This window comes from Stenotrophomonas sp. YJH_SMC_133 (assembly GCF_059370655.1).
Genome location: NZ_JCAFTW010000010.1, coordinates 62,394 through 77,968, shown reverse-complemented (window position 1 = coordinate 77,968; position 15,575 = coordinate 62,394). Strand labels below are relative to the sequence as shown.

General features: G+C 62.3%; 16 protein-coding genes and 1 tRNA gene. 14 read left to right on the top strand and 3 right to left on the bottom strand.

Annotated features, from left to right (window positions below; genetic code table 11):
* Nucleotides 1-20: 20 nt before the first annotated feature.
* Nucleotides 21-938: a hypothetical protein gene (locus AC5P78_RS15275; protein WP_495217247.1), complete on the top strand. Its 918-nt coding sequence runs from the start codon at nt 21-23 to the stop codon at nt 936-938.
* Entirely contained in the window at nt 935-1,696 is a 762-nt protein-coding gene (locus tag AC5P78_RS15270) for an AbiU2 domain-containing protein (protein ID WP_495217246.1), read from the top strand. Before AC5P78_RS15275 ends, AC5P78_RS15270 begins: the two co-directional genes overlap by 4 nt.
* 103 nt (nt 1,697-1,799) lie before the next feature.
* Here AC5P78_RS15270 and AC5P78_RS15265 read toward each other — a convergent pair whose 3' ends face one another.
* A complete protein-coding gene (locus AC5P78_RS15265) occupies nt 1,800-3,374 on the bottom strand; it encodes a type 4 pilus major pilin (protein ID WP_495217295.1) in 1,575 nt (524 codons plus the stop codon).
* A gap of 295 nt (nt 3,375-3,669) precedes the next feature.
* Here AC5P78_RS15265 and AC5P78_RS15260 point away from each other — a divergent pair, with 295 nt between their 5' ends.
* The 4 genes from AC5P78_RS15260 (at nt 3,670) to AC5P78_RS15245 (ending at nt 5,614) form a co-directional block, all read left to right on the top strand.
* Nucleotides 3,670-3,843: a hypothetical protein gene (locus AC5P78_RS15260; RefSeq protein ID WP_495217245.1), complete on the top strand. Its 174-nt coding sequence runs from the start codon at nt 3,670-3,672 to the stop codon at nt 3,841-3,843.
* On the top strand, nt 3,834-4,298 hold the full coding sequence (locus tag AC5P78_RS15255; protein WP_495217244.1) for a hypothetical protein: 465 nt from the start codon (nt 3,834-3,836) through the stop codon (nt 4,296-4,298). Before AC5P78_RS15260 ends, AC5P78_RS15255 begins: the two co-directional genes overlap by 10 nt.
* A 114-nt stretch (nt 4,299-4,412) precedes the next feature.
* Nucleotides 4,413-5,009, top strand: a complete 597-nt coding sequence (locus AC5P78_RS15250; protein ID WP_046272106.1) for a ParA family protein — start codon at nt 4,413-4,415, stop codon at nt 5,007-5,009.
* A 35-nt stretch (nt 5,010-5,044) separates the two neighbouring features.
* Nucleotides 5,045-5,614 (top strand): hypothetical protein, encoded by a 570-nt coding sequence (locus AC5P78_RS15245; protein ID WP_235318840.1) that lies wholly within the window; start codon nt 5,045-5,047, stop codon nt 5,612-5,614.
* Nucleotides 5,615-5,838: 224 nt separating this feature from the next.
* On the opposite strand, the gene AC5P78_RS15240 is transcribed toward AC5P78_RS15245, so the two are convergent.
* Nucleotides 5,839-6,720, bottom strand: coding sequence for an HNH endonuclease (locus AC5P78_RS15240; RefSeq protein ID WP_495217243.1), 882 nt, complete (start codon nt 6,718-6,720; stop codon nt 5,839-5,841).
* Nucleotides 6,721-6,764: 44 nt separating this feature from the next.
* Entirely contained in the window at nt 6,765-7,820 is a 1,056-nt protein-coding gene (locus tag AC5P78_RS15235) for a hypothetical protein (RefSeq protein ID WP_495217242.1), read from the bottom strand.
* A gap of 766 nt (nt 7,821-8,586) precedes the next feature.
* On the opposite strand from AC5P78_RS15235, the gene AC5P78_RS15230 reads away from it, so the two are divergent.
* The 8 genes from AC5P78_RS15230 to AC5P78_RS15195 all read left to right on the top strand — a co-directional run bounded on the left by AC5P78_RS15230 (nt 8,587) and on the right by AC5P78_RS15195 (nt 15,506).
* Nucleotides 8,587-8,988 (top strand): hypothetical protein, encoded by a 402-nt coding sequence (locus tag AC5P78_RS15230; protein ID WP_049419591.1) that lies wholly within the window; start codon nt 8,587-8,589, stop codon nt 8,986-8,988.
* A gap of 28 nt (nt 8,989-9,016) precedes the next feature.
* The gene (locus AC5P78_RS15225) at nt 9,017-9,652 is read left to right on the top strand and encodes a hypothetical protein (RefSeq protein WP_495217241.1); all 636 of its coding nucleotides are present in this window, start codon (nt 9,017-9,019) and stop codon (nt 9,650-9,652) included.
* Nucleotides 9,653-9,713: 61 nt separating this feature from the next.
* Nucleotides 9,714-10,901: a hypothetical protein gene (locus AC5P78_RS15220; RefSeq protein ID WP_495217239.1), complete on the top strand. Its 1,188-nt coding sequence runs from the start codon at nt 9,714-9,716 to the stop codon at nt 10,899-10,901.
* A 65-nt stretch (nt 10,902-10,966) separates the two neighbouring features.
* Nucleotides 10,967-11,299, top strand: coding sequence for a hypothetical protein (locus AC5P78_RS15215; RefSeq protein ID WP_049398270.1), 333 nt, complete (start codon nt 10,967-10,969; stop codon nt 11,297-11,299).
* 23 nt (nt 11,300-11,322) lie between these two features.
* Nucleotides 11,323-14,316 (top strand): TraM recognition domain-containing protein, encoded by a 2,994-nt coding sequence (locus tag AC5P78_RS15210; protein ID WP_308304141.1) that lies wholly within the window; start codon nt 11,323-11,325, stop codon nt 14,314-14,316.
* Between the two features lie 86 nt (nt 14,317-14,402).
* On the top strand, nt 14,403-14,927 hold the full coding sequence (locus tag AC5P78_RS15205; protein WP_495217238.1) for a hypothetical protein: 525 nt from the start codon (nt 14,403-14,405) through the stop codon (nt 14,925-14,927).
* Nucleotides 14,928-15,064: 137 nt separating this feature from the next.
* Nucleotides 15,065-15,268, top strand: coding sequence for a hypothetical protein (locus AC5P78_RS15200; protein WP_005410159.1), 204 nt, complete (start codon nt 15,065-15,067; stop codon nt 15,266-15,268).
* A gap of 151 nt (nt 15,269-15,419) precedes the next feature.
* Nucleotides 15,420-15,506: transfer RNA gene (locus tag AC5P78_RS15195), tRNA-Tyr, on the top strand.
* Nucleotides 15,507-15,575: the final 69 nt, after the last annotated feature.

Sequence of the window (15,575 nt, the reverse complement as noted above, 5' to 3'; positions counted from 1 at the left end):
CGACAAGGGAGGGGTAGGGGATGGAAAAGTTCGATTGGTCGAAGGTGGAGTTTGCACGCACACCCTGGAGGAGCCGGGTTATCCCGGACGCGCTGCCCATCCTCATCCGGTGGGCGCAGGAGGGCGAAGCTCATTCCTACAGCGACCTGGCCCAAGAGCTGCACGACACCTTCGGACACGAGATCAAACCCCGCAAAGACCTCTACGGAACCGTCGCCGGGGGAGTGGCCCAGGCCCTGCAGTGGCTCAGCGAGCAGTGGAAGGAACCCATCCCGCCCCTCCACGCAATCGTCGTCAACAAGAACACGAAACACCCTGGCGAGGGGGCGATCACCATCTCGCCAGCTTACTTCGCGCGGAAGAAGCTGGACACCGAGGAAGAGCGCCGCGCGCACTTGCGAGAGGCGATGGAAGACGTTTTTACCTATCCCAATTGGGACCGGGTCGCCCGCGCTCTGGGAGCCACCATGCTGACCCCGTCCGCCGGGGCGGTTGAAGAGCTGGCAGCGGATGCGCCTCTTCCCCTTCCTAAAGTCCGGGAGGGTGGCAGGCCAGAAAGCGATGAGCACAAAGCGTTGAAGGCGTGGGTGGCCAGCCATCCCGAAGAGTTCGTGGACTTTGGGAGCTTCCCCACGGGGAGCAACGAGAAGTTGTTGAGCTCGGGTGACCGACTGGACGCGCATTTCGATAACGGAAGATATCGCCTGGCGTTGGAAGTTAAAACCAGCAAGTGCTCGGAGGACGAGCTCCAGCGAGGCGTCTACCAAGCGGTGAAATACCGCGCCGTTGTGCGTGCCGAGCAGAAGGCGATCCGCCACGTGCCCAACGGGGAGGCGGTGCTGGTGTGCACGCGCGCTCCGAACGCGGAAACGCGGGCGCTCATCAAGCGGCTGCAGGTGCGGTTCCAGCAGGTGCCGCTGGAGGCGGAGCAAGAATGAAGCCTGAGGAACTGGAACAACGCATTCGCCAAATCGATGGATTCGTTCGGGTGCTCACGCAGGAGTGCCACATCCTCGACGAGCGCCGGCACATTCTGTCCCCACTCATTCAAGATCCCGCGATCCAGGCAGGGCTCAAAGCCAAACTGGACATGACCTCTGGTGCCAATGCCTGGAACCACCTGGCGCCGCTTCTTGGACAAGACCTGGTGCGCGATCAGTCACGGCTTTTTCTGGATAACGATCCCAGGTCGGGTAGCCTGACCAACCTATGGAGAAAGCTGCAAGCAGATCCAGCCATCAAGGTGCACTACCGGGAGCGCTACGGTCGCGTGTTTGATCACTTCCACGACGAACCGATCAGTGACCTGCCGCCCGAAAGCTCGGCTGTTTTCCAGGAGAAGTTCAGAAAGAACGATCGGGATGAGAACTACTCGCGCTTCGATAGCGGTTGGGAAAAGGTCTCCAATGAAATGGTGATCCTTTCGGCTGATCCCGTGGCAGCGAAAATCAAGACCCTACGGGACAAGCACCATGCCCACCTGGAAATGCGCAAGCTGGACGAGGAGCCTGGCGCGTTTGACATCAACACGCTTGGGTTGACCTTCAATGAGGTCTTGGCTTTTGGCGATCGCTGTCAGGCCATCGTGGCAGAGCTGGGGCTGCTGCTGACCGGGACCAGCTGGGATCCGCAGCAATACGCATCGGTTCACGAAGCCCAGGGCAAGGCGATGTGGAAAACCTTGGCTGGGGTTTGACTTCGAGGCACAACAGCGAAGAGTCCAGCAGCCGCCGCAGGTGGCCAAGCCACCTGCCTTCTGAAAAGCACCCTGGGCGAGTAGGTGATTCGCCTTCGGCGCGTTATGGAGGAGAGCAGAGGGGTCGCTTCTCCCACCGGTAATCGTCCCAGCCCCAGAATTCTCCCATCCCTGATTCCCACCCGCTTTGCGAGCCGCTTTCGGTATACGTATCCCCCAGTAGCGCTTGGGCGGCCCACTGGGACTGTGTCAACACGCCGTTGACGCCCGCGCTGCAGTCGCCAGACCCCCGCACTCCATTGTCGCGGCGGCTGGCCGAGCAGCCGCCCCAAGACCCGGCCAACGAATAAGAGATGCTGTAGTAGGCGTCGCTGGCGTCCAGCGTGCCGCTGTTGCTTTCGGTCAAACACGCTTGGCCCACTGGGGCGCAGGTGTTTGTCTCGTCCCTCCGACCGCCAGTGTCCGCCCAGGCGGTCCATGACGTGAATGACGGGCTGGGCAGCGACCACGTGGTGGCCGGGCAGTTGTATGACCCAGTCCTCGTCCGCCGCTGTTCGGCCTGCCACGTGTGCGATCCACTCTGGCCCGCCGGGCAAGCGCCCGCCGTGGTGACCCACTGGGTTTCGGCTTGTGGGAAAGGCGCTGGGCAAGCCGTGCAGGTGGTATTGGTCTGCGTCCAGGCGCTCCACGAGCCGGTGCCCGTGCATGAGAAGGTCCGCTGCTGGCCGATCGCGCCAAACTGACCGGCAGGGCATCCCACGATGCGCGTCTCGGGAGCCGGGCACGGCATGCAGGTGCTGCTGGTCGTGGTCCAACTGCCGGCCGTCGTGAATCCCGCCCACGCTTCGTAAACGTTTGGGTCGGTTCCGCAGTGATGACGGCGGTTCTGGATCATCTGGCCCACCTGGCCCGAGGGGCAGGCGATCGTCCGGTTCTCGCTCCACTCCTGACACGGCGGCACCGTGCTTGTCGGCGGTGGTGGCGCGGTGGGCGGTGACGTGGGCGGGGCCGGAGGCGTCACGCTCACCGGGGGAGCCGGCGGCGTGACTGGTGGGGGCGTCGTGGGAGGAACGCTTGGCGGCGGGGCGGTTGGGGGTGACACCGGCGTGGAAGGCGCGACTGGTCCTACGGGCCCTACCGGGGTTCCCACGGGCGGAGAAACGGGTGGGGTGACAGAGGGCGTGGCGGGCGGCAATACCAGCGGCGCCCCGGTCCATTCGCCCCCCAACAATCCGCTGTGGTAGACGAAGACCACGCGCGATTTGTCCGCACACGTGCTACCCAGCAACCCCACGTCGAGCTGCCCGCCGGTGTTTCGAATCACCGACACGTCCGACACCTGGGCGTCCCAGACCCCGCCCGCGTTGGCCCCGACCAGGTCCACGCAAGCTTGGCGAGGAAGGCCGGCGTAGCTCACGGAGAACGAATCACCGAAGCGATCAACGGTGTAAGGCTGAACATTCACTGCGCCGCCCCACGCGTTGGTCAAGACGCTTTCCCCGGCGCCGAGCTGGGATTCAGGGGCCAATCCATCGACCACCACGGCCGTGGTGCTCACCCCGCGGAACGTCCCCACCACCCCAAAGCTGCTTTCAAGACGACGGGACAGCTCGCGCAGGTTGCGCGTCTCGCTGCCCACCTTGGCCTTTGCATCGACCTGGCCAAAGAACAGGAACATCGCGCCCGTGGCGGCGGTCACGGCCCCGAGCGCAAGCAAGGCCTCGGTGAGGGTGAAGCCCAGCGCGCTGCGCACGCCCTTGGAAAGGCGGGTGAGGGTGGGCGAACAACGGGGGCGGGTTGTGTGCGTCATGCATTCAGCATGCGATGCACCTGGGATTCCGCAAGCCCCTGTTTTTAGTCAAAAAATATGGATTTTTCATCTTGACATTGCGCGGCGGTCTGGTTGCATGGGTTTAAGGGAGTGGGGCGACCTACTCACGAAATAGCATCAAACAATCCAAGAGATCGCCACCATGATTGAAAACCCCATCCGCACGGCCCGCCCCATTGCTGGCCTTCCTTTCGCGCACATCCCTCCCACGGTTCCCCCGTTCGTGCTCGAAGGCAAGCTTCGCCGGCAAGCCCGCCTGGCGCGCGAGCAACGCCACTTCGAGCGCCAGCTGCGCAAGGAGCTGAAATGGAAATGACCACCGACCGGCGTGCTCAACGGCTTCTGGAGGCCATCGAGCACCGCAACCCACAGGCTTTGAAAAGAACCATTGCGGCCATCCGGGAGGCACGTCTGAAGGCGTGGAGGGGCTTGACGGCTTTCCCGTCCTTGGACCACCCGGTGGGGCCCAACGGAATCACCGCTTTCCACGTCGCTTGCATGGCGTGGCACGTCAACCAGGACGACCCGGCCAAGCGGCAGTGCTACGACAAGATGGCCGGAATGCTGGCTGAAGCCGGAGCGGACGTGTTCGCGGAGTTCGGTCCGGCAAAACAACGCTGGACGATCATCGAAGCACTGCATGGCGCCGCGCCACCGTCTGTCAAAGCATGGATGGCCTCTCAGCCGTTCGATCTGCATTGCTCGGCGTCAAACACCGCCCACACGCTGCGGTGGGACTGCCGTCGTCCAGGCGCCTTGTCGGAAGGGTAGAAAAGAATCCAAGGGCTGAATGGCTAAAAAGGGTTGCAAAAACATGCACTTGCGCAACGGTGGCATCGGGGTAGATTCGGGGGAAACCCCTATCTACTCACGAAAGGATGCTCTATGCGACTGTGCAACTTCTCACTCAAGGGTGGCGTCGGCCGCACGACGCTGGCCCTGAATCTTGCCGGGTGCTATGCCCGTGATCCCAGCCTGCGTGTGCTGGTCAATGACCGGGACCCCCAAGGCGGGGCCTGCGCCTTTGCCTCACTGTCGGACGAAACACCGTTCAGTGTCGGGCGCTCGCGCTCCCCTGGCTTCGACGTGGAGATCACTGACACTCCACCACGCCTGCCGGACAACGAAGTGATCCCCGAGGCTGATCTCTACCTGGTGCCCACGTTGCTCGATGGGGCCAGCTTTCTCATCTTTCTGCGAACCGTGGATGTTCTTGAAAAGAAGGGAAAGCACTACCTGCCCATCGCCAACCGGGCCAACGAGAAGCGGGCAGCCCATCGACGCCGCCTGGAGCACCCCAAGATGTCGGGCGCTATCCTGGTGCGGGATCGTGCGTTGTTTGCGGACTGCTACGAGGAGGGAAAAACCGTGTTCGACGCCAACGGCCGCTGGGCCCGGGTGGCGCAGGAGGAGATCCACGCTCTGGCTGTCCGGGTGCGCGATACCTTGGCCGCTGGTGCAGGCCGGAGGGCTGCGGCATGATGGAGCTTCCCTTGGTTTCCCTCCCAGACCTACCCATGGCCACTCGCAAAGCTCCTGCCAAGAAGGCTGCCACGAAGAAGGCCGTCAAGCGCACCTTGGATGACGTCAAGGACGTGACCCATGCCAAGCCCCGCCGGGCCAGCAAAGCGGCAAGCGTTCCGATTGCCCGCATCCCGGAGCACCTGTTGCTGGGGCCGGGCGACTACCCGGAGCGCAAGTCCTACTTTGACTACGACGACAGCCAGAAGGCGGGAAGCGTGGGAGGCAAGCGGGTTCACATGGTCATGCCCCGATCGGTCACCCTGCACGACTACCGCCGTCGGGAGGACGGGCTGCGCCACCACCGGGCCATGGTGACGATCCCGCCAAAGCTCCGCGAGAACATCGCCAAGCTGTTTGGCTTTGACGATTCGGAGGACGCCGGCAGTGAAGTCGCGTTGACCACCGCCATGGTGGCGTTGGCCGACTACGCGGCCGCGTCGCTCATCCAGGACAAGACGCTGTTGATCGTGAGCTCGCCGATGGACGAGCACGCGGAGGACCGCAAAGCCGCCAGGGTAGCGGTGCGGAACTTGGGGATGAGCAAGAACGGAAAGATCTACTGACCCTCACAATCAGGGGGACGAAGAAAGCGGCTATGGCCGCTTTTTTTTGTCTGTGGATCATCCCGTGGGCAGAGCAAAAGCAGCTGAAAAAGCGTCCCCTGGCGGGAGCAGGCATACGCCTACGGCGCGAAGAACCGTTGATTGAACTTCCGGATCCACGCGGAGGGCGTTTCTATCATGAGCAATGGTTCGATTTGTCCGATCAGCCGGAGCTTTGGGTCGGCTCATTGGGGAAGGCTGGCAACCTCCAGGTCGGACGATTCATTGCCCGCCAGTCGCCGCCGCAGGGCCTCTTTGGACATCTTGGGCGGAGCGTCCAGCGAGAGCTCCTTTCCGTCCAGCGAACGGTAGAACGGATCGTCCACCCCCGCGCTGACGTAAACGACCAGGTCCGGCCCGATGGTTAACAGGCCTGCATCGAACAACGCGTGGATGTCCTTCCGTAGCAGTAAGCCATTGCTCAAAGCATTGGTGGCTGCCCCGTTGTAGGGGACGATGTGAGCGGCGTCGATGACGCTTGCCAAGGCGGTCCCGGTGACCATGCACACGGCTCCGTAGTGAGCGACTAGGCGTTTACGAAACTCGGCTTGGCCCTCTCGGATCACCCGAAGGACTTGTTCCACCCGCTTGCCCTCGGCCACGACGGCTTCCGCCGCCGGGGGCAGTGCCTGTTCCACTGCCAACCGCCCGCTCTCTTCCAGCACTCCCAGGAGTGCTTGGATGGCGTCGTATCCAAGCAGCTCTGCCGCCGGGCGCAGCTGTGGGTCAATGCCGGATCGGTGTCGGATGTGGGCCAACAGGAGGGCGGCGTCTTCGAGGTAAGTGAGCTTCTCTCGGCGCATGCTCCAAAGCTGGTTCAGTTCGTCCAAGCCCCAGGTGTTCAGCGCCAACTGGACCTCACCGCTGCTCATCCGGCGGGCGAGGTTGCCCTTGGCTAGGTTCTGCCGGACCAAGTATTCCTTAAGCTCGGGCGGATCGGTCAGCTCATCGTCATCGATGGCAAACAGGCTTCTGTAGGTCCGCGTGGCGGCTTGGCTCTTCTCTTCGTGGCGTCGTCGTTGTTTCTCCGCCCGCCACTTGGCGATGCGTTCCTTTTCGCTTTCCATGCCGGATGGTGTTCGAAGTTGGGTGCGAAGCTAATGGTAGTGGATCACGGCCGCTGAGAGCGGCCTTGCACTTTCCGCTGGCGGGCCTCCAACCACGACGACGCTAGATCGTCCACATCGGCCTGCATGGCTGCCCGCTCCCCGGGCAACCATGCCCTCAGCGTCCCACTTGCCACGCCTGCGTCTCGCTTCGCCAAACGCCGCCTTGCTTCCAACCACTGGGCCTTCGTTTCCCCCTCACGTGTGGCTTGACGCTGGGTCCGCATGCGAACGGCGTTGGGCCTGTCGCTGTAAGCCGGGATGTGGTCTTTGGCCTGGCTAGGCCACGGTGCTTCGTGCGTGCCCTGTCGCCGCAGTCGGATCTGGCGCAGGCTTGGATACCGGGCCATCCACCGGTTCTCAAAGGAGCGGTCGGAAGGAGTGTCAGTCCCCAGAGGCAGGGGGACGACCAACGCGTGGAGGGCGATCAGTTGCCACGCCGCCGATTGAAAAACATCCTCGGTCAACCGGAAGGCGACCACCTCGGGGTGTTCCAGCCATTCGCCTTGGTGCACGTTGCGCAAGAGCGCGGCCAAGTCGTTTCGCGTCAGATGGGCACGCTGGGCCAGTGGCCACCCCAGCATCCAGCTGTCCGAATGCCGCTCGACGTGAACGACGAACCGGGGGTGTATCCAGCGCTCTTGAAGCTGGGCAAGGACGGTGGCCGGCTTCGCAAAGCGCCCCACCTCGACCAGGTGGTTGTCGGAGCGCTGCAGGACAAACAGCCGGTCGGCCAGCAGGGCATCCAGCATGGCTGGGGGCAACCGTTGGCTCAACTCGGGCCAGGCCAACAGGTCTCGGCTGCCGCGTTCAGCGATGCAGCGTTTGCAGGCCATGAGCAGATTTTCGGTGTCCGCCGGGCCGCCCTGGTTCAACGGAACGAGGGGTGAAAGCCCCCAGGCGTGGCGACGGTCCACCTTCAAAGGGGCGGTGCAGAAAGCGCACGCAGGGTTCTCGGAGCGGCGGGCCACGTCCAGCGCCCAACGTGGGGTGGCCGGCCCACGGGCGGCATGGAAGGCCATCACGCGGCGGGCAAACGCGTCCACGTCAGCGGCGGTCATGGGAGCGCTCCTGAAACGAAAGCAGACGGATCCCTGATGGGCCAATGGCGGTGAATGAAGGCCATGGCGCGCACCCTCGTTTGACTAAAACGAAACGCGGCGAGGGATCTGCGATTTCCTTCCAGGGGTTCTTTGGCTACCCACTTGTGATTCGGAAAACACGGTGGCGGTGTATCCAAGGGCACTGCACACGTTTGACTAAAACCAACGTGGCTTGGGTGTCGTGGGGTGGTGCGGCGGGTGGGCGAGGGCAACCTGTCCTGGGGATTCGAGGCAATGCGAAACAGTGGGCTGAGAAACTCCGCACGGATTCCCGGGGTGGGGCATCGGTGGGCGTGAGGGGTGGAAGAGCGGGAGCGTTGCGTGGGCATGGCGTGGGCGGTGGTCCTGTGGGGCGAGGGGGCGTAGACCACCAATAGCGCACCTGGGGCAACACGCAAGGGGCCGCCAAAAAGCAACTGCAAGAGCCCAACGTGGGTAGAAGCATTGTCGGCAATGGCAGAGAAGCAGGAGCCCGGACGGTTCCCCAGAGTCGTCATACACATGACGCACTGAAGTGGGAGTGCGTTTTTCGCCCAAGAATCGCTGTAACGCCAGCCGAAACCTCAATGCAATCAAGGCCTGACCATGTCACCACCGAATGGAGACAGTGTCAGTGCTTGTTAGCTCGTTTGGCCCATGTTTTTCAGGCTCCTGACGTGGGGCCTTGCCAACTCCGAGATTCGCGGTATCGGTGGAGTAATCCCGAAACGGAGTTACTCGACCGATGGCGTTCGTTCGTCAAAACGTAAACCTCGACCCTCGGCAACTGAAACTTGCTCAGCGGCTCGCCCGTGAATCGGGCAGCGCGTTCAGCGCCTACGTGCGAGAGGCGCTGGAGCGACACAACACCGCCACGTCAGTGGTGAGCGTGTTGGAGAACGCCAACGCTCAGCTGGAGCGCCTCATCGACGATCTGCGGGAAGAGAACGCGCTGTTCCGGAGTGCGCTCCAGGAAGATCTGCGGCGGCTGCGAGACGAAACGAAGGCGGAGCAGGACAGCGCCATCCAGCGCTACGAAGAAGCGCTTCGCAAGGTGGTGACGGCGGCCCTCTCGCAACCCTCTCCCAAAGGTTCTGGTGCGGCCAAGGTGCCCGCAGCCGGACCCATGACTGCTCCACGCACCTAACTTTCCCCCACAGCAGGAGATCCATCCCATGAAACGTTTTTCCCTTCCTCTCACTCTCTGCCTGGTGGCTTGCATGCCGCTTCAGGTTTCCGCCCAGGCCACCCCTGATGCGGTGCATGCCGCGGCGGACGATGGCAAGCCCAAGGCCGATAAGAAGCGCCTGTTCAAAGCCGGTGGCATCGGTTGCGTGGCCGGCGGAGCCATCGCCTTGCTCATGGGCAAGAAAGACAAAGCCCTGGGTGCTTGCGCCGCGGGTGCTGCAGTGGGTGCTTCGGCGTCTTACGTGACGCAGCAGCGGGAGCACGCCGAGCAGGCCGCCGACGCCGCCCGTGCGGCTGGCATGAAGGCTGAAGTGGTTACCAAGACCGAAACCGTGGAGGGCAAGCAGGAAGCCGTCCTGGATTCGTTGCGCTTGAACTACAACCCCACCGACATGAAGCGGTTGGACAGCGACACACGGGCCTTCCTCGACAAGTTCGCGGGTCTTTTGAACAAGTCCAGCAACGGTTTGACGGTGGTGTTCCAGGGAGCTGACAAGGCCGCCTGCCAAGTGCCCATCGTGGAGCTGGCCAAGCGTGGCGCGCTGTCCAAGGTCACGGTGGACGACCGCTGCGGCAGCGGTGAGCCCGTGATCGTCGTTACCCCGGTGCCTGACGTCCGCTGACGCCAATTGCCCGGGTGTCTTGCGATGCCCGGGCTTCCTTCCCCCATTCCCAGGAGCCCACATGACCCCAGAAGAAAGAATCCAGCAACGCAAGCGCGAAGAATTGCTGAAGCGTGCCAACGCAACCCCGACCGCTTCGCCCACGCAGGAAGAGCGGTTGGTTTCCGACGGCATGAAAGAAAACCTGAAAGCTGCCAGTCACTGGGCCGGGGTGATCAGCAGGCGCACTGCCGAGTTGACCCAGAAGGGCGTTGCTGCCGCTGCAGAGAAGGCGAAGGAGGTCAAGGCGACCGTAGACGCCAAGCGGGCAAGAAGCGCAGAGGAAAGAGTTCAGGCAACAGAAGCCGAGTCTGGCCCCACCGTCCAGCCGACCGAAGCCGAGGTGGCGACAAAGTCTTTGAAGGGAGAGGACGCGGGTTCTCTCGTGGTTGACGGAATGGCTCAGGACCTTGTGCTTGTTGATGGGGAGGTGGGGGAGGGCAAAGCACCCTTCGCCGAAATGGCAGCCGAGGACCTGGTCGATGCGTTGTCCGCCCGGGAGCCAGCGGCAATTGCCGTCGAAGCCGAAGCGGTTGGCGTGAGCGAAACGAATCTTGAGCCAGGAGTGACGGAACAGCGGCCTGTCGTGGAAGCCGCCAGATTTGCACCGGAGGCGGACGCCCCTTCGTATCAGCCAGCAGATGCTGTCAAAGAGCCGCAGGTGACCGATGACGTTTCGACAGGGCAGGGAAAGTTGGCCGCCACTGCCGCAGAGGAGCTTGGCCCCTCACCCGACGCCCAGGCTCCAGAGGCAGCGCAAGCGTCACTGCATTCCACGCCCCGCTCTCGTTGGCCCTGGGTCTTGGCCGGCGTAGTGGCGGTGGCATTGGTCGTGGGGGCGATCTACTTCTTACTTGGGAAGAGCGATCAGGTGCCGCCGAGCACACCGCAGCCCGTGGCACCGGTTGCCACTCCAGCCGCTCCCGAGCAGTTGCCCGAGGTAGTGGAAGCCCCCGTGGTTGTGCCTGCTCCAGCAGTGCTTCCAGAGCGGGCCGAGCCAGAACCTGCGATAGAGAAGCCAGATCCGGTCGCCACTCCCGATGCGAAAGCGTCAGCTCCGATTGCGACCCAGCCCAAGCCTTCGCCGAAACGTGCAACCGCCCCGTTGCCGAGGAAGGCACCCGCACCCGCCGCCGAACCGCGGAACGACTGGCAGCAAAAAGCCAATGCAGACCTAGACGCTTGGGCGAAGAAGTCGGCGATCGACTGATCCCCCTTGCGCATCCGCGGATTCGATCTAGAAAGAAGTGACCTACTCACGAATAAGGGGGAAGCATGTTCAAGTGGCTGTTCACGCAATACCGGGAGCCCGGAAAACTTCATTTCGGCTCAAAGTGGCTGAACCTGCACGGGCAATCGTTCCTCGGCAGCCCTGAATCGTTTGGCATGGGCCACCTGAGCGAAGGCGTCCGCCGCACTTTCTACTACTTGCGCGCCGATCGCAGGCCTCCGGTCAGAGACGACGCCGCGTATGACGCATGGACCAAGGATCGGCTCTACGCGAGCAAAGTTGAGCAGGTCGCAGAGCGCTGGGTGGCCAAGGCGGGCTTTCTGGCGTGCGCGCCGCTTTGCTTGGTGCTTGCCGTCTTGGCGCATTGGCTTCGTTGATTTGACAGGGGAGGGAGACAGAGATGACTGCAATCAGTTTGTTCAACGTTCTGGACTGGACGAGCGGCTTGGGCCGCAAGTTCCGACGGAAGAGCGGCGAGCCTTCGGGCGTGAAAGAAGAAATCATCGTCAAATCCAACGAGGAGTATGAAAACCTAGTGGGGCGCTTTGACGTGACCGATCGCGTTCGCAGCCGAGAGCTCGATGTGCCGGAGGCTGACCGGGATTTCGCACAGGAATGCGGCGCCGTCTGGGACGAGAACGCCCAAGTGTTCAAGGTTCCCGACGGACGCAGCGAGGACGAGTTCCAGGAGTGGTGGCCAAAGGTTCCGGAGGATTTGCGCGACACCCAATCGCGGATCATCACGACGAAGCTTGCGCGGCGTGCCGAGGGCTTCCTGCAGGGCAACGACATGGGGCAGGGCGGCGACAGCCTGGCCACTCCCTTGATGTATCTCGCCTTTCCCGTGATCGGCGTTCTGGCGACCTTCCTAGTGAGCCTCATCGGCTGGGCAGGCTGGGCAGCTCTGTTGCTGACCATTCCTTACTTCATTGCCCTCAAGCAAGGCGAGGGCATGAAGGAGGCACTGAAGGCCCTGGTGCTTTTGCAGTGGGTTCCAATGGCGCTTCAGTTCATAGTTGGAGACAGCAAGGGCGGCACCGAGGTGGCAATGCAAGCCGGCGGCATGGCTGTGTATGCCCAGATGGCCAAGACCTATCTTTGGTGGGCCCTTGGCTTGGCCTTTGGCTTTGTGGGCATCCTGTTTGTGGTTTGCTTTGTGTCCGCGGCCTCGCACCCCCACCGGGGCGTCATCGGCGGGACGGCCGCGCGCTTCATTCAAGCGATGAAGTGGGTGGGGCTCATCTTTGCCACCTTGGTTGTCGCCAAGGTCCTGCCGTTTGGCTTGGGCGAGGCGGCACCTTACGTGCTGGCGTGCATGTATGCGATGCAATACGCCGAAGGCAACTTTGTCCAGAACGCCGCCCGGCTCTACCTGCAGAACAACGACAACAACCTGGCCACCCAGGGGGCGTTGATCAACTCACACGTCAAGGCCCGTGAACAGCAAGCCGAGGCGGCCCTGCGGGACAAGACCCCGCTGATCACCATCGGGCGCGCCACGGGGCACCTGTCGGATAAAGGTTATGGCTACTCGCCCGACCTGGGCACCGTGATGATGTTCTCATGGCGCGATTGCCAGCAGGGCCTGCTCGTGTTCGGGGCCATCGGTTCGGGCAAATCCTATGCCGCGCTGCGACCCATCGCTCGTCGGTTCCGTAGAGCCGCGTTGGCGATGGCATGTGTGGCGCCAGGCCACGCGGATGCAAGGGAGCGCTTGAAGCAGCAGAAGCTTGCCGGCGGTGGCGCGCTCATCGCCGACGGCAAAGACGGGGCGATCATCTCGGACTTGGAAGGATTGTTCGATATCGTCGTCAAACCCGGGATGCGGGTGGCGCCATACGAAGGGTTGGCGCCAGATCAAATCGTCCGGGCATTGCGCGGCGCATCGGGTGGGCGCGTGGACGAGAAATCCAAGCTTTGGACGGATGGTGGCGATGCGTTCCTTTACCACACCGGCATCATTCTTCGTGCGCTTGTGGATCACGAAATGGCTTACAGGTCTTGGTGTTCGGCCAAGCTGGAAGGGCTGGAGCGTGCACAGTTGGACGCGGAGCTTGAGCTGGTCAAACAGCGCAAGCTGGACGAGGACGTGGCCGAGACTGAGGCTTTGCTCGAGCGGATCGCCGAGCAGATCGCCATCCATCGAATCCCTGTGAGTGATGATAGGCAATGGCAATACACGCCATTCCACCACGCCAAGTTGTTGTCCATTGTGGAACGCGTGATTCCCGCCAGCCCCGCGCCTCGTGCCAATGCAAAGCTGATGGAGGTGGTGAAATACTTGGGCCTGGAAGAGGCGGACACGAGCCATGACGAAGAAGGGCGGCTGGCCTACGCGGCCTACCTGCAACAGCACCGCCTTCGTCAAGAGAGCGCCCCGCAGACCATCCACCCGGATCTCTTCCGTCCCATGTCTCAGCTGCAGAGCTCGCTGGAATGGGCGTTCCTGGAGATTCCCGCGATGCATCCGGAACAGAGGCAATCGTTCACGCTCAACTCACGAGGGCTGCTGGAGAAGCTCTTGCGAGGCGAAAAGCTGCGTGACAGCAAGACGGACATGCCTTGGCATTCGATTGAGACGGGCGAGGTGGATGTGTCCGACGCGCTCTATGGAGCCATGGTAGGCCTCTTCTTGCCCCCGACCCAATTCGGTGAAGCGGGTGAAATGATGATGCGCCTGCTCAAACAGCGGGTCATGAACGGAATCAAAGCGCGTGGTGCATTCGGCGACAAGTGGCGCGAAGCGTTGCCTGGGCAAACTGAAGTGATGTTGATGATGGACGAGGCCCACCTGCTGTTGACGGCCGATGACATCAACCTGTTCTCCGTTTCGCGCTCGCTGGGGTTGATGCCCGTGCTTGCAACGCAAGGGTTTGAAAGCTTGGTCAACGCCTTTGGTTCGGTCAACGAGGCGGATCTCATGGCCAATACGATGCAGTCGGTGATCGCGCTGAAGTGCTCGCACAACACCCACGAATACCTGGAAAAGCGGTTCGGACAGGCAACGTTGACCACGTTCAAACAGCGCACCCGGGGCATCGACTACCAAGGCGGCATGAACAATTGGCGCCACTCCGTGCTCAACGACCCGGATCATGCCTACGCGTCCGCCTACGACAAGATGCGAATGGAAGGGGCCGGGCGGTTGACGGCCTCGCGCATCGACGCCGTGACGGGCCGCCGCTGGCGGATTGGGTCGGAGGACACGCTGGGCCAAGACGAGATCGCGCGCGACATTGACATGCCCACCGGGGGCAAGCGCGAGGTGCAGCCGCTCTTCCTGCAGGAAGAATACTCCGCCCTTCTTGAGCCCCGTGGTCACGCCATCGTGGCGCTGAACCGTGCCGGCATCAAGCGAATCGACTTGGCGGAGCTGCTGCCCGATGCGGATTGATGCGGATAGGCAAGGGGGTTCGCCCCCTTGCCAAACCTGCGGATTGATCAACGATGAACCTATTCACCCCAGCGGAGGAAACAAACATGAGCGACCCCCTTTCCCAACCCATCGAAGAAGTGACCGAGTTGCGAGCACTCCAGGCGCAGCGCAATGAGCGGCTTCTGGGCGATCGCCCACCGCCCAAGAAGGACAGTGCAGCGCGGGCCGACTTCGAGCAGAACGTGGCCCAAGAACAAGACGCCATCGAGCAACGCCGACAGCGCGTTCTGGATTGGGCAGAGAAGGCCTCGCCCGATCAGATCGCCGCGCTCCAGGCAAAGATCCAGGAGGCCGACAAAGCCGTTCGTGATGCAAAGCCGGACGACAAGCACGAGCAGGTGATTCATGCGACCGTTGCGCAGTGGCGGCAGCAACGCAGCGTCCAGCGGGAGGAGAACCCTCCCATGTTGACCCGTGAGCAGCGGGCGGAGAACGGGCCCGGGCGCCTGGGATACGCCGATTACGCCCGCAGTTCGTTGAAGGAGGCGGCTTTCATGAAGGACTACGCTGCCAATTACGATTGGGAGAAGCACCAGAAGCAGGCCCAACCGAACGTCTTCCGACAGTAATTTTTCATCGATGTTCAAATCTGCCCGGTTCTGCGCAGAATCGGGCATTTTTGCGTCTTGACGTCCAGTTTGATGGTGCTTTACTGGTTTTGTAAAGAGTAGGTAGACCTACTCATAAAGCCAAAAGGAGAGCCACCATGTCCACGTTGTTCAATGCCCTCAAAGACTTCGCTTTCGAAAACGCGGTTCCACTGCTGACCAGCTTGTTCCTGCTGACCGCGGCCTTCGCAGCGGCTGTTCTCGTCTACCCCCCGGCCGTTCCGGTTCTGCTCAAAGTGGTGGCCATGGCGGTGGCGGGCTTTGTGACCATCGGGGTGGTGGTCCAGAGTTCCTTCCGGTGAGCAGCCGGCGCTGGCTCAAGCTGCGTGCAAGGTGCAGGAAGCGTTGGCGCCGGTTTGACTGGGAGGGGTTTGATTTCTGGTTCTATCCCGCGCTGATTTTCTACATGTTGGGTTGGATCGTCTTTGGCCCACCCGACAGCGTTTAGCGATCGGGTCAGTAGTCCGGTAACGAAGCCGGGGCAGTCTGTAAAACTGCTGGTTCACTCCCCTGCGGGTTCAAGTCCTGCCTGACCCACCATTTCTGCGTGTTGGCTTGACGGCCAGCGATTCAACGCTACAACCATGGGGATGGACACTCAAGAATCCC

Coding starts and splice junctions, on each gene's coding strand:
- AC5P78_RS15275 (WP_495217247.1), top strand. CDS start 21: ATGGAAAAGTTCGATTGGTCGAAGGTGGAGTTTGCACGCACACCCTGG.
- AC5P78_RS15270 (WP_495217246.1), top strand. CDS start 935: ATGAAGCCTGAGGAACTGGAACAACGCATTCGCCAAATCGATGGATTC.
- AC5P78_RS15265 (WP_495217295.1), bottom strand. CDS start 3,374: ATGTTCCTGTTCTTTGGCCAGGTCGATGCAAAGGCCAAGGTGGGCAGC.
- AC5P78_RS15260 (WP_495217245.1), top strand. CDS start 3,670: ATGATTGAAAACCCCATCCGCACGGCCCGCCCCATTGCTGGCCTTCCT.
- AC5P78_RS15255 (WP_495217244.1), top strand. CDS start 3,834: ATGGAAATGACCACCGACCGGCGTGCTCAACGGCTTCTGGAGGCCATC.
- AC5P78_RS15250 (WP_046272106.1), top strand. CDS start 4,413: ATGCGACTGTGCAACTTCTCACTCAAGGGTGGCGTCGGCCGCACGACG.
- AC5P78_RS15245 (WP_235318840.1), top strand. CDS start 5,045: ATGGCCACTCGCAAAGCTCCTGCCAAGAAGGCTGCCACGAAGAAGGCC.
- AC5P78_RS15240 (WP_495217243.1), bottom strand. CDS start 6,720: ATGGAAAGCGAAAAGGAACGCATCGCCAAGTGGCGGGCGGAGAAACAA.
- AC5P78_RS15235 (WP_495217242.1), bottom strand. CDS start 7,820: ATGACCGCCGCTGACGTGGACGCGTTTGCCCGCCGCGTGATGGCCTTC.
- AC5P78_RS15230 (WP_049419591.1), top strand. CDS start 8,587: ATGGCGTTCGTTCGTCAAAACGTAAACCTCGACCCTCGGCAACTGAAA.
- AC5P78_RS15225 (WP_495217241.1), top strand. CDS start 9,017: ATGAAACGTTTTTCCCTTCCTCTCACTCTCTGCCTGGTGGCTTGCATG.
- AC5P78_RS15220 (WP_495217239.1), top strand. CDS start 9,714: ATGACCCCAGAAGAAAGAATCCAGCAACGCAAGCGCGAAGAATTGCTG.
- AC5P78_RS15215 (WP_049398270.1), top strand. CDS start 10,967: ATGTTCAAGTGGCTGTTCACGCAATACCGGGAGCCCGGAAAACTTCAT.
- AC5P78_RS15210 (WP_308304141.1), top strand. CDS start 11,323: ATGACTGCAATCAGTTTGTTCAACGTTCTGGACTGGACGAGCGGCTTG.
- AC5P78_RS15205 (WP_495217238.1), top strand. CDS start 14,403: ATGAGCGACCCCCTTTCCCAACCCATCGAAGAAGTGACCGAGTTGCGA.
- AC5P78_RS15200 (WP_005410159.1), top strand. CDS start 15,065: ATGTCCACGTTGTTCAATGCCCTCAAAGACTTCGCTTTCGAAAACGCG.